The organism is Anaerolineales bacterium (assembly GCA_016928575.1).
Taxonomy (GTDB): domain Bacteria; phylum Chloroflexota; class Anaerolineae; order Anaerolineales; family RBG-16-64-43; genus JAFGKK01.
The window spans coordinates 1-12,428 of the sequence record JAFGKK010000065.1 but is presented as its reverse complement, the minus strand read 5'-3'; the positions used below and the strand labels follow the sequence as shown (position 1 = coordinate 12,428).

General features: G+C 64.0%; 10 protein-coding genes. All 10 read left to right on the top strand.

The window, feature by feature from the left end; genetic code table 11:
- Positions 1 to 805 precede the first annotated feature (805 nt).
- The 10 genes from JW929_08610 (at position 806) to JW929_08565 (ending at position 12,396) form a co-directional block, all read left to right on the top strand.
- Entirely contained in the window at positions 806 to 1,291 is a 486-nt protein-coding gene (locus tag JW929_08610; protein MBN1439456.1) for a hypothetical protein, read from the top strand.
- A 169-nt stretch (positions 1,292 to 1,460) separates the two neighbouring features.
- Positions 1,461 to 2,171 (top strand): ABC transporter ATP-binding protein, encoded by a 711-nt coding sequence (locus JW929_08605; protein ID MBN1439455.1) that lies wholly within the window; start codon positions 1,461 to 1,463, stop codon positions 2,169 to 2,171.
- A 31-nt stretch (positions 2,172 to 2,202) separates the two neighbouring features.
- Positions 2,203 to 4,566 carry an ABC transporter permease gene (locus JW929_08600; GenBank protein MBN1439454.1) on the top strand — a complete coding sequence of 788 codons (2,364 nt, stop codon included), beginning with the start codon at positions 2,203 to 2,205 and terminating at the stop codon, positions 4,564 to 4,566.
- Positions 4,567 to 4,569: 3 nt separating this feature from the next.
- A complete protein-coding gene (locus JW929_08595; GenBank protein MBN1439453.1) occupies positions 4,570 to 6,933 on the top strand; it encodes a hypothetical protein in 2,364 nt (787 codons plus the stop codon).
- 3 nt (positions 6,934 to 6,936) lie between these two features.
- A complete protein-coding gene (locus JW929_08590; GenBank protein ID MBN1439452.1) occupies positions 6,937 to 9,297 on the top strand; it encodes an FtsX-like permease family protein in 2,361 nt (786 codons plus the stop codon).
- Between the two features lie 77 nt (positions 9,298 to 9,374).
- Positions 9,375 to 9,899, top strand: coding sequence for an EFR1 family ferrodoxin (locus JW929_08585; protein MBN1439451.1), 525 nt, complete (start codon positions 9,375 to 9,377; stop codon positions 9,897 to 9,899).
- On the top strand, positions 9,896 to 10,258 hold the full coding sequence (locus tag JW929_08580) for a hypothetical protein (protein MBN1439450.1): 363 nt from the start codon (positions 9,896 to 9,898) through the stop codon (positions 10,256 to 10,258). Before JW929_08585 ends, JW929_08580 begins: the two co-directional genes overlap by 4 nt.
- Positions 10,259 to 10,522: 264 nt before the next feature.
- Positions 10,523 to 11,419 (top strand): hypothetical protein, encoded by an 897-nt coding sequence (locus tag JW929_08575; GenBank protein MBN1439449.1) that lies wholly within the window; start codon positions 10,523 to 10,525, stop codon positions 11,417 to 11,419.
- Positions 11,420 to 11,577: 158 nt separating this feature from the next.
- A complete protein-coding gene (locus JW929_08570; protein MBN1439448.1) occupies positions 11,578 to 11,880 on the top strand; it encodes a hypothetical protein in 303 nt (100 codons plus the stop codon).
- A gap of 144 nt (positions 11,881 to 12,024) precedes the next feature.
- The gene (locus JW929_08565) at positions 12,025 to 12,396 is read left to right on the top strand and encodes a hypothetical protein (GenBank protein MBN1439447.1); all 372 of its coding nucleotides are present in this window, start codon (positions 12,025 to 12,027) and stop codon (positions 12,394 to 12,396) included.
- Positions 12,397 to 12,428: the final 32 nt, after the last annotated feature.

Sequence of the window (12,428 nt, the reverse complement as noted above, 5' to 3'; positions counted from 1 at the left end):
GTACAATCTCGTCGCTGATGATGGAGGGTTGGTATGGGGCGGCCGGATTACACCGGAATCGGTGGCCGAATTGACCGGAATTTGCATAAAAGGTTCAAAATCCGGTTTTCAGCTCCCCAACTCGATGCGAGAATGAATAACGGCGCAAACTGACGCCGAAAAAGCAATCCGAATTTGAAGAAAAATTGTGACTGCTCAGCCCATCCCATATCGAAGAGAAATTCTGCGCGTTTCCTTCCTCACCCCTATCCCCCGTCCCTCCCCTCGCTTCGCTAGAGGACAGGCTTTCCCCCTCTCCTGGTGCCTGCCCTCGCGCCTGCCCTCGCGAAGCGGGGGAAGCGAGGGTATGCCAGGAGAGGGGGAAGGGGTGAGGGGTTGGGGGTGAGGAAGGAAACAAGTCCAGAAGGCTGAGCAGTTGCGAAAAATTTTAACCATGACACTGTCATGTCCGGATCGTGACCCACTCCCGGGGCGATAATGACGCGCGCCTATGGAAAATGAGCCGGTAAATCTGGATAATGCAAATATGACAAACCCCTCCCGGCCATCCAAGGAGAACGTTCGAACGCAGGATTCGGCCACCCTCCCCAAATCGGTGAGGATGGAATTATCAAATAAAAAACAATCATCGCCACCGATTTGGGGAGGGAAGGGAGGGGTCTCCCGCCGCAGTGTTCTCAAAGCCGGCTGTTTGGGCGCGGCGGCGGCCGGCGCGGCGGCGTGCGGGGCGGCCGGGTGGATTTCCGCGACCGCGCCCGACCTCCCGCCCGTGGAATTGAAATCCTTCCATTTTGGAGCAAAAGAAATGAAAAAGGTGCTTGTTGCATACGCCAGCGCGACCGGCACAACGGTCGGGGTCGCCGAGGCGGTCGGAAAGACGCTCGGCGGGCGCGGATCCGCGGTCGATGTCCGGCCGATGAAGGACAATCCGCCCGTCGCGGGATACGAAGCCGTCCTGATCGGCAGCGCCATCCAGGGCGGAAAGCCCCTGCCCGAGGCGCTCGATTTTCTCCGTGCCAATCGGGCGGCGCTTCAAGCGGTTCCTGCGGCGGTGTTCCTCGTGCATTTCTTCTTCCGCAGCGAACGCGAGGTGGACGTGAAGATGCGGGAATCGTATATCGAGGAAGTCCGGCAGCTTCTTCCGGCGGCGCCGATCCGGTTCTTCGCCGGCCGGTTCGACGGCCGCACGACCGCCTACGGCTTGCCGAAGTGGCTGGTCCGTCTCACCCCGACCATCGACCGCCGGGACTGGGGTGCGATCCGCGCTTGGGCGGAGGGAATATTCGTTTAATCATTCTCCATCCCATCCCACCTCCCCTTGTCCCTCGCTCCGCTCGGGAAAGGCGCTCGGGATGTTCCCCTCCTCCCTCCCCTCGCTTCGCTCGAGGACAGGTTCCCGTATCACGGGAAGGGAGGAGGGGGTGGGGGAGATGGGATGGGATGGCAAAAAGGAGACGGACATGCTTCACGGAGAAAATCTGACACTGCAATACAAAGACGGCGAAGGTGTGGTGGAGGCTCTGCACGAAATTTCCTTCCGCGCCGGCGACCACCAGTTCATTGGAATCCTCGGGCCCTCGGGCTGCGGCAAGAGCTCGCTGCTCTACATGCTCAGCGGGCTGCGGAAACCCACGCGCGGCGAGGTCTACCTCGACGACCGGCCGTACAGCAAGATGAGCGAGACCGAACGGACGGCGCTTCGCCGAACCGAGTTCGGCTTCGTCTTCCAGCAGCACTTCCTGATCAACTACCTCACCGCGCTGGAAAACGTGATGGTCTCGGCGCCGGTGCAGGATGCGGCCCACGCCGAGCAGGCCAAGGCGCTCCTGGTGGACCTCGGGCTGGGGAACAAACTGCACCGCTTCCCCTACGAACTCTCGGGCGGCGAGCGCCAGCGGGTGGCGATCGCCCGGGCGATGATCCACCGCCCGCGGATCATCTTCGCCGACGAGCCGACCGGGCTCCTGGACCGGCGCACGGGGCTGCAGGTGATGGCGCTGCTGCGATTCTACCGCGAGCAGGGCAGCCTGATCGCGGTCACCCACAACCCGGAGATCCTGGCCGAGGCGGACCTGATCCTGCGGTTGCGCGACGGGCAGATCGCCGGGGTGGAAGACAGGGTCGCGCGCGCCGCGCAGGCCGGGGCGAATGATTCCGCCGGGCTTTCCTGAATCGACTCAAATTCACAGAAGGGCATGCAGTATGAATCCTCTATCTCCTTTCCGGTATTCCCTCCGGCATCCGCGGCTCATGCTGGCGCTCACGGCACTCCTGGCGCTGACGGTCGCCGGCCTCTACCTCTTCATCGGCCTGGCGCAGGAAACCTACATCGCCCCGGCATTCGAGATCAGCCGCTACCTTTCCAAATTCAGCCTGGTCCAGCCGAACGAGGCGCAGACCCTGGCGCCGGAAACGGCCGCCAGGATCTTGGCCTCCCCGGATGTGGCGCGCGTTCTCCCGCAGAACGATCTGCGGATTAAGGTGACGAACATCGGCGGCGCGAACTTTCCGTTCCGCTTGATCGGTTTGAAGGCGGAGGATGTGGAAACGGTGCTTTCGCAATCGGGCGTTTCGCTTGCGGAGGGCCGCCTGCCGGCCCCGGGAAGCAACGAGGTCGCGCTCTCGCGGGAAATCGCCGCCGCTCTGAAATTGAAACTCGGCGATTCCTTCGACCGGACGACCGACGGCAAGGCGTATGCGAACATCGTCAGCCCGCTGGTGCTGAGAGGGATCCTCGAAGGCGACGTGCGCCTGGGAATCCTGTCCTACGATTTCCTCGCGGCGAGCGAAAGCTACCGCAGCCTGAAGGCCGAAGGCCTCTTGGTGATCGCGGGGCCGGGCCGTGGGGCGGCGATGGAGGACTATCTGCTGCGGGAGGTGAAGAGCGCTTCCATTAAAACCTACACCTACGCCTCGGTCTCCGAGCAGACGGCCAAGGATCAGAAGCTGTTGTACCTGCTCGGCGTGCCGATCGTGCTGCTGGTCTCCGCGGCGATCACCCTGGTCCTCGGCGCGGTCAACCGGCTGGCTTTCACCCGCAGGCTGGCGGAATTCGGCACGCTGTATGCGCTCGGCCGGCGGCGGGAGAGCCTGGCGGCGCGACTGGCGCTGGAAACCGCCGGCCCGGCGCTGGCCGGATGGACCCTCGGCATCTTGCTCGGATGGATCGGGCTGGCGTCGGTCGACGCCGTCCTCTTTTCCCCGCGGGGATATGCGATCGACGTTTTTGCGCCGGTTGCGATTCCCTTCGTGACGGCCGTTCCGCTGGCGGTGATCCTCTCCGCGGTGCTCTCGGCCTACCGCGCGCTGCGGCGAATGGATCCGGTGGCGGTCGTCGAGCGCGGGCAGTTGGCGATGGAGCCGGAGAAAAATGAATTTACTGGACGGAATCGGTCTGCGGATCCGCCCCGGCCCCTTGCGCCGCGGACCTACTACCGGCGCCACGGCCGGCAGGCGGGAACCCTGATCGCCTCCGCCCTGCTGCTGATCCTCGGGACCGGACTGCTATTCCTGCTCTTCGCGGCCGGGGTCGACGCGATGCAGCCGGGGCTGAACGTCCTGAGCCGGATGAGCGCGGTCTCGCCCAACCAGGGCGAGCTCGATCCGGCGCTGCGGGGCCGGATCCAATCCAATCCGATGGTCGAGCGCGCGATCGAGGTCTATGCCTTCGCGCCGATGAAAATCTCCATCCCGCCGATGTTCCCCAGCAAGCCGGTGGAAACGCTGTGCGTCGGCGTGGAGGATCTGGAATACCTGGCCGGCCTGTATGGGCTCGAACTGGCGGAGGGCCGCCTGCCGCGGCCGGGCACCAACGAAATGGCGATTTCTTGGGCGGCGGCGAAGAACCGCGGCCTGCGCGTGGACGACGTGCTCGGTGATCCGGATCGTCCGGCGTATCCCGGCGCTCCGGCGCTTCCGGTCCAGATCGTCATTTCGGGCGTCTTCGCTCCGGGCAAAACGACCGCCGAGGATACCTGGCTCTCGTTCATGTCGCTCGAGTTCGTCGAACCGTATCGGCAGTCCGGCCGGTCGCTGATCCTCGTCCCGCAAGCCGGCCAAAAGCGGGCGATGGACGCCTGGCTGGAGGGGGAGATCGCCGGAGAGGGACGGATCGTGCTCACCTATGCGAATCAACGGGCCGCGCAGAACCGGGAGATGAGGTCGATGCTTGCCACCTTCGCGCTGATGGAATGCGTCGTGGCGCTGGTCGCGGCGCTGGCGCTGGCGGGCTTGCATTCGCTGTTCCTCGCCGGGCGCGAGGCGGAGATGGGCGTGCTGAACGCGCTCGGGTACGCCCGCGGAAAATTGGCGGGGAGGATCCTGGGCGAAGCCCTCTTCCTGCTCTCGGCCGCCTGGGCCGCCGCGGCGGCCGGATGCTTCCTCATCCTGCTGTTCCTGCAATACGGCGTTTTCGCCGCGGCCGGATTGAACTTGAATTTCCTGAACCCCGTTCCCTGGCTGGCCACCCTGCCGATTCCCGCCGCGGTGCTCGCCGCGTGCGCCGCGCTCACCGTCCGCCGACTCGGGCGGATGGATCCGATAACCGTTATCGAAAGAAGGATGTGATCCGTGAACCCGCTATCCCCCTTCCGCTATCACCTCCGCCACAAGCGCCTGGCTCTGCTGCTGATCGCGTTCCAAGCCCTGGCGGTGGCGGGTCTCTATCTGCTGATCGGCTTGATGAATGAATCCTATATCGCGCCCTATTACACGGTGAACCGGTATTTGGAGAAGTTCAGCCTCATCCAGCCGGATCAGGGAAACGCGCTCCCCGGGGAGTTCACCGGCGGAATTCCCGCCAATCCCGACGTCGAGCGGGCGGTTCCCTACGGCTCCCTGGATATCATGGTGCCGAACCTGGGCGGACTCATGTTTTCCTTCCGCCTGATCGGCCTGCGGGAAGCGGACGTGCCCGCCGTGATGGACAGCTGCAACGTCATCTTAAAGGAAGGGGAGTGGCTGGAGCCGGGCACGAACGGCGTGATGCTTTCCGAGGAGGTCGCCCGGGCGCTCAAACTGAACCTCGGCGACGAAATCGGCCGCGCCGTCGACGAGACGTACTATCCAGCGGTCACAAGTCCGTTCACGCTGGTCGGCATTCTCTCCGGCGACGTCCGTCTGGCCGTGGTCTCCTACGAATATCTGCAAAGCCGGGAAGCGTACCGCCAACAGGCGGTCTCCGGCCTGCTGGTGCTGGCGCGGCCGGGCCGTGAGGCGGCCGTGGACGAATTTCTGGTCCGCCGGTCCGCCGGTGCGCCGTTCGAAACCTACGGCCTCCACTCCCTGGAGAAAATTGCGGCGCAGAGCAGGATGGCCGTCGTCCTGGCCTTCGGCCCGATCGTGCTCCTGATCTCGATAGCCGTCGGGCTGGTGATCAACGTCATCCACCAGATCGCCTTCACCCGGCGGCTGCCGGAATTCGGCACCTTGCTGGCCGTCGGCCGCGAAAAGGGGTGGCTGGTGCGGCGGCTGGCGCTCGAGATTTCCCTCCCGGCGGTCCTCGGTTGGATCCTCGGCGTCGCGCTGGCGGTGGGGATGATGGCTGTCCTCAGCAGCGCGCTCTACGCGCCGGCCGGATTTCCCTTCCATCCGCTCGAACCGCTGGCGATTCCGCTGCTCATCCCCATCCCGCTGGCGGTGATCGGCTTCACGCTGTGGAGTGTGACCCGCGCGCTGGGGCGGATGGACGCGGTCGCGATCGTCGAACGCGGGGACTTAAGCCTGGAGGGCCAACCCCGTCCGGCCAAGGGCAGAGCATCGCAGCCCAAACCGCTGGCGGCCGCTACGTTCTACCGGCGCCACAAGCGCCGGGCCGCGATGACGGTCGGCGCAATGGGGATGATGGTGATGGGCGTTGCGCTGCTGGTCTTCATCATGACCGCGGTGTTCGACGTGGCCAAACCCAGCCTGAACAACCTGAGCCGCATGAGCCTGGTTTCCCCCGACCGTCCGGATCTGGAAGACACGCTCGCCGGAAGGATCCGGTCTTCGCCGCTGGTCGAGCGGATCATCCGGACCTATCCGGTCTATGCCATCGACATCGTCCTCCCGCCGGTCAACACGTTCAACCCGGCGGAAACGTACGCCGTCGCGGCCGAGGATCTGGACTATCTGGCCGGACTTTACGGCTTGGAATTGGCCGAAGGGCGGATGCCGAAGCCCGGCGCGGCCGAGATCGTCCTCCCCTGGGCGCTGGCGAAAAACCGCGGGCTTGCGGTGGGGGACGTCATCGGCGATCCGGACCATCCGGTTTACGAGGGGGCGCCGACGCTGCCCGCTGCATTGACGATCTCGGGGATCTTCGCCCGGGCGGAGAACCGGGAAGAGGAAAACTGGCTGAGCTTCATGTCCTTGGAGTTCGTCGAGCCGGCGTGGGGCGAATGGAAAACCGCTCCGGCGCTGATCGTCACCGCCGGATCCGGACAGAAGGCGGAGCTGGATGCCTGGCTGGAAGGGGAGATCGGCCCGATGGGAAGCAACGTGCGCACCTTCGGAAAACAGCAGGCCTTCCTCCGGGAGATCACGGCGATGGGTTTGTTCACCATCTCGCTGATGGAAAGCGTCATTGCGCTGGTGGCGGCCCTGGCCCTGGCCGGACTCAATTATGTCTTCCTCACCCAGAGGCGGTCGGAGCTCAACCTGCTCAACGCGCTGGGATTTTCCCGCCCGCAGCTAATCCGGCGGATCGGGCGCGAGACGCTGTTCACCGTCGGCGCCGCCTGGCTGGCGGGCGCGCTCGGATGCGCGGCGCTGGCGGCGCTGATGCAGGCCGGGATGTACGAACCGGTCGGTTTCCGGCTCGATTTTTTCAATCCCATCCCGTGGTTGTTCACGCTGCCTGTGCCGGCCGCAGTGCTGGCGGTCAGCGTCGCTACGGCCGCCGCCATGCTCTCACGGCTGGATCCGGTTGCCGTGATTGAGAGGAGGACGTAACCCATGAATCCGCTGTCCCCGCTCCTGTATTACAGCCGCCACAAGGCCTGGACTCTCGTCCTGGCCGGCCTGCTGGCGTCGGCGTCGGTGGCCGTCTACCTGGTCATCGGATTGCTGTACGAAACCTACATCACGCCGCTCTACGTCACCAACCGCTATCTGAGCCGCTTCAGCCTGGTGCAGGCCGAAGATGCATCCGCGCTCGATCCAAGCGCGGTGGAGGCGGTCCGTGGAAATCCGGACGTCGCGCGGATTCTCCCGCAGCGCAGCCTCGAGCTGTGGGTTCCGAACCTCGGCGTGACGGTCTCGCCCTTCCGCCTGATCGGCCTGCGGGAGGAGGACCGCGGCGCGGTTCTGGAGCTGTGCGGCGTGGAGTTGGCCGAGGGACGGTTGCCGGAGAGCGGGACCAACGAAGCCGCGCTTTCGCGCGAGATCGCCGCCGCGCTCGGGCTGGGGATCGGCGGAACGATGGAGTGGTCGGCGGATGAAATGGCGTACGTCTCGCTGGCCGCGCCGCTGACCGTGGTGGGATTGCTGGAAGGAGAGGTGCGGCTGGGTATCGTTTCCTATGAATACCTCTCCGGGTCGCAGCCATACGGTGGCCTGACGCGCGACGGCTTGCTGGTGATCCCGCGGCCCGGCCGCGGCGGGGCGGTGGACGATTTTCTCCGCGGGAGCGCCGGGGAGTTTCGCTTCGTGCCGGCGACCGATTCCCTCTTCCGGGAGAAGGCTGGCCGCGACCAGCGGGCGATGATCGCGATCGGCATCCCGCTCGTCCTGCTGGTGACGGCCGCGATCGCGCTGGTGGTCGGGTCGGTCAACCGGATCGTATTCCTGCGCCGGCTGCCGGAATTCGGCACCCTGCTTGCCGTCGGACGCGACAAAGGCTGGCTGCTTCGGCGGCTGACGGCGGAAACCGCTTTGCTGGCGCTTCTCGGGACGGGCTTGGGAATCCTTACGGCTTGCGGGGTGATGGCCGTGATCAACGCCGCCTGGTTCGAGCCGAACGGCTTCGGATTCCCCCTGGTCAATCCCGTGGAACTCCTCACCGTCGCGCCGCTTCCGTTGGCGGTGATCGGCTTCACGCTGTATTCGACGATGCGCGCGCTGTGGAAGATGGACCCGGTGGCGATCGTCGAGCGCGGCGAGCTGAGCATGGAGCAGGCGCGGATCGGCGGCCGGGGATCCGGATCGCTGAAGCGGCCGCTGGACCCGGCGGTTTTCTACCGGCGCCACATTAGCCAGGCGCTGGCGCTCGTCGGCGCCACGGCGCTGATGATCATGGGAACGGCGCTGTTCGTCTTCATTGCCGAGATCTTCGACGACGCCCGACAGCCGATGCTGCACCACCTGCAGCGGATGAGCCTGGTTTCGCCGGGAGGCGCTCCGATCAACGAGGGGACGGAACAGGCGATCCGCTCCTTCCCATCCACTGGGCGGGTCATTCCGGCCTACGTCTTTTCCGCGCTGGGAATCGACATCCCGCCGGTTACGCCCAACTATCCGGGCGAAACCTACGCCGTCTCGGCCGACGACCTGCTTTACCTGGTCGACCTCTTCGGGCTGGAGCTGGCGGAGGGCCGCCTGCCGCGCGCCGGTACCAACGAATTGGCGGTCCCCTGGACCTTCGCCCGCAACCGCAGCCTGCATGTCGGCGATATCATCGGCGACCCGTCCGATCCGCTTTACCCGGACGCTCCGGGCCTGCCCTCGCCCCTGGTGGTGTCCGGTGTTTTCCAACCTGCGGAATCCTACGCCGCGGAGAACTGGCTTTCGTTTGCCTCGCTGGAATTCGTGGAGGCCGGCCGAGGGGATTGGGCGGGCCCGCTCTCGATGATCGTCCTGCCCCGCGCCGGGCAGAAGGCGGAACTCGACGCGTACCTGGACCGTGAGGCGGGCGGCGGAGAATTGCGCGTGCTCACCTACGGCAACCAAACCGCGGAATTCCGCCGGCAGGAGCGCGAGCTGGTGGCGGTCCTCGGCCTGCTCGAGGGGGTGATCGCGGCGGTGGCGGCCCTGACCCTGGCCGGATTGAACTACGTCTTTTTCCTGGGCCGGCGGAAGGAATTCGGGGTGCTGCAGGCGCTCGGGTTCACCCGCCGGCGGCTGGTGTGGCGCGGGGCATGCGAGGGATTGGCCGCGGCCGGGGCGGCCTGGCTGGCGGCGGTTTTGCTCTTCGCCGCAATCGCCATCGGAATTCAATTGTGGCTCTATACCCCGGCCGGGATCCAGCTTAATTTCTTCAATCCGACTCCCTGGCTGTTCACGCTGCCGGTGCCGGCGGCGGTGACGGCGGCGGTCGCGGCCGCGCTGGCCTGGATGCTCTCGCGGATGGATCCGGTGGAAGTGATTGAACGAAGGTAATCGGAAACCACACTGGCGGCTGCCTGCCCGGAGGGCGCGGGTTCCTCGGGATTGGGATATCAGCGCGAAGGGATGCTATGACTATCCGACTCGATTACGTTCCGGGGACCGGCAACTCTTTGCATGCGGCGCGGGAATTGCGGCGCAGGCTGCCGGAAGCAAGGCTGATCCCGATCGTGGGATCGTTGCGACGGAGCGCGATCCAGACCGGCGCCGATGCGGTCGGATTCGTTTTCCCCAATTTTTGCCTGACGATCCCGATCGCGTTGCGGGATTTTCTGGACAAGGCCGACCTGGCCTCCGCGCGGTATCTCTTCGCGCTGTGCACCCGGGGCGGCAGCCATTCGGAGGCGTTTGACTATTTGGACGAGCTTCTGGCGAAGCAGGGGAAGAAATTGAACGCCCGAGTTAATGTCAACATGCCCTGGAATCATATGATCGACCAGAACCTCCCGGCGACGACGAATGACGAAGCCGTAATCCGCCGTTTGGAAGCCGGCCTGCAAAGCGCGCTGGACGGATTCGCAAAATCCATCCTCGCCCGCGAAGCGTACGGGAGGGGGAGGATTCGGAAGCCGGGCGCGAGTTGTCGTTCGGGATGAAGCTGTTCGACCGGCTGCTCCCGAAATCCCTCAACTGCGCAGCCCACGACTACATGTATCAGCGTCTCGTCCGCTTTTACAGCGATCCGGAATGCACGGGCTGCGGGATCTGCGAACCGGTTTGCTTAAGCGGAAAAATTCATCTGGTGGAGAAGAGACCCGTATGGAAAAAGGACGTCCGCTGCTACGCTTGTTTTGCATGCATCAATTATTGCCCGCGCCGGGCGATCCAGGTGGAATCGAGGTTTCCGATACGATCCAAGACCCGCGAGAACGACCGCTACCACCATCCGTCGGTGACGTACAGGGATATCGCCGCGCAACGGCAAACAAACGGCGTGAAGCAAACAGATGAATGAGGCTGCGAAATCGCTTTCAAAGCAACCCGGCCCGGGAATTCCGCCATCGCTGCGGCCCTGGCCTGAACTCCCCCGCGGAGGAATCCGGCGGCGGCGATGGAGGTCGGGGGAGTTAGGAATCCCGTAAATTTGGATGGAAATCAGATTCCTCGGAGAAATCTCACAGACTATCCCGCGCCCCCCCCTTATAAATCCGCACAATCCATGGTAACAATTATTCGTGCAATCCGTGGCAAGGCATGCCCGGATCGGAGAGGAAGCCTCATGGAGCTTCGTTTCGAAAACGGCGAAAAGCACACACTCGTGCGCGCGTCCCTGCTGGCGGAACTGGAAAAAGAGATCCGGGCTTTCCAATCCTCCCATGCGCTCAACGATTTCCAAAAGTGGATTGTGAACGACCTGTATAATTTCACCCTGCCGGAAACGGGCTTCCCGATCGAATCGATTCTGCTGCTGACCCTCCCGCACCCGATTTATTCCGAGGTGACATTCCTGCATAACAATCGGCAATATCGGTGCGTTTCGCTGGTCAGTTCGGATTTCGAAGGCGCGCGGGCCGCGGTGAAAAGGGAATCTGCGAGGCTGGGTTTCCGCGCCGTAGAGGCGAGAAAGCTGCCGCTGAAACGGTTGGCCGTCCAGAGCGGGTTCGCCCTTTTCGGCCGGAACAACATCACCTACATCGAGGGGCTGGGCAGCAATTTTTCGTATCTGGCGTTTTTCACCGATATTCCCCCGGCGGTCTCGGCCCTGGTTCCGGCCGGGGTCGCGGCTGTATGCCGCAATTGCCGGACGTGCATCCGCAACTGCCCCACCGGGGCGATCCGGCCGGATCTGTTCCTGATCGACAATGAGCGGTGCCTTTCCTGCCTGAACGAATCCCCCGATCCCTTTCCCGATTGGCTCCCGCCGGCGGTCCACCATTCCCTATACGATTGCATTAAATGCCAGATCATCTGTCCGATGAACAAAGATCACCGCGACAACAAGGGGAAGGCCGTCCACCTCACGGAGGAGGAAACGGCGCTGCTGCTGGCGGGGACACCCTTTGCTGAATACCCTGCGCGGCTGAAGGAAATCGGCGGATACCTGGGGTTGGATCAATGGCCGGCGGGGATAGCCAAGAACATCAGGACGCTCATCGAGAGGGAAGACGGCGGCTAGCGGCGGATGTTTTCATCCTGCCCGGCGGCCGGATCCGGCGAAAAAGACCGAACGCAGGCTGGCACAAGTTACGCCGTAATCTTGCTTAAGAATCCGGCATCGCCGGCCGGCGGGGCCAAGGACATCCCGAGCAACCAAATCCATAAAGGGCTGGCATGGTGAACGAAGATCGTGTTCATCGGATCGGCCCCACAACCCCCGACAAAGCCGGCAGCTCGGGGGAATGGAGGCGGTTTTTAAGCGATCCCATTTTCGGCAGCGAAACCATCCTTATAAAAACCGGACTGGATCTCCTCCGACCCGGCGGAGTTAGCGACGCCGAAACCATGCGGATGCTGCTCGAAGACCTCTACGCCCGCGTCATCGTCGTCGAATCCTACTCGCTGGCCCATTCGCTGAGCCTCTCGGAAAGGGGGGGAATGCTTCCAGGTCGGGGAAAACCGTGGAGTGGAAGTGGCTGATAAAGGGCAGCGGCTGGAAGTGTCTGATGGACAATCCCGACTGGTATTGGTTTAAGCGGGAGGGGGCATTGGGAGCGGCTCAGGGAAGAAGACACGGCCTTCCTCGGGAAAATCGGGTTTGCGGACCTGTTCCGGGAATTCAACGTGGCGTACACCAACGTGACCGAGGAAGTCTGGCGCGGCCGGATGGCGGATCCGGCCGAGGTCAAGCGGACGTTGGAATTGCGGTTCAAGCCGGTCCGATTCGAGCGGCTCTACGGGATGGTTCCGCAAACACTCTACGACCTTCGCGGTTCGCCCCTCCTCAGTTGCGCCCGTTTGAACATGTACGCCGGTTTCACATTCAAGGATCAGTTTGGAATGATCCCGGGTCCGATCCGGGCGTGGTGGCACGGTCTCGACACCCATCGGGTCGCCGGGAAAGTCGGGGATATCATAAGAATTTTGTATCTCCTCAGCCTCCCGTCCCTGCCCTTTCCTCACCCCCAACCCCACAACCCCTTCCCCCTCTCCTGACTTATGCCAGGAGAGGGGGAAGGGGCCAGGGG

What these genes read in the sequence shown, in the direction of transcription:
- JW929_08585 (MBN1439451.1), top strand. Translation starts at nt 9,375, where the DNA reads ATGACTATCCGACTCGATTACGTTCCGGGGACCGGCAACTCTTTGCAT.
- JW929_08600 (MBN1439454.1), top strand. Translation starts at nt 2,203, where the DNA reads ATGAATCCTCTATCTCCTTTCCGGTATTCCCTCCGGCATCCGCGGCTC.
- JW929_08580 (MBN1439450.1), top strand. Translation starts at nt 9,896, where the DNA reads ATGAAGCTGTTCGACCGGCTGCTCCCGAAATCCCTCAACTGCGCAGCC.
- JW929_08575 (MBN1439449.1), top strand. Translation starts at nt 10,523, where the DNA reads ATGGAGCTTCGTTTCGAAAACGGCGAAAAGCACACACTCGTGCGCGCG.
- JW929_08610 (MBN1439456.1), top strand. Translation starts at nt 806, where the DNA reads ATGAAAAAGGTGCTTGTTGCATACGCCAGCGCGACCGGCACAACGGTC.
- JW929_08605 (MBN1439455.1), top strand. Translation starts at nt 1,461, where the DNA reads ATGCTTCACGGAGAAAATCTGACACTGCAATACAAAGACGGCGAAGGT.
- JW929_08590 (MBN1439452.1), top strand. Translation starts at nt 6,937, where the DNA reads ATGAATCCGCTGTCCCCGCTCCTGTATTACAGCCGCCACAAGGCCTGG.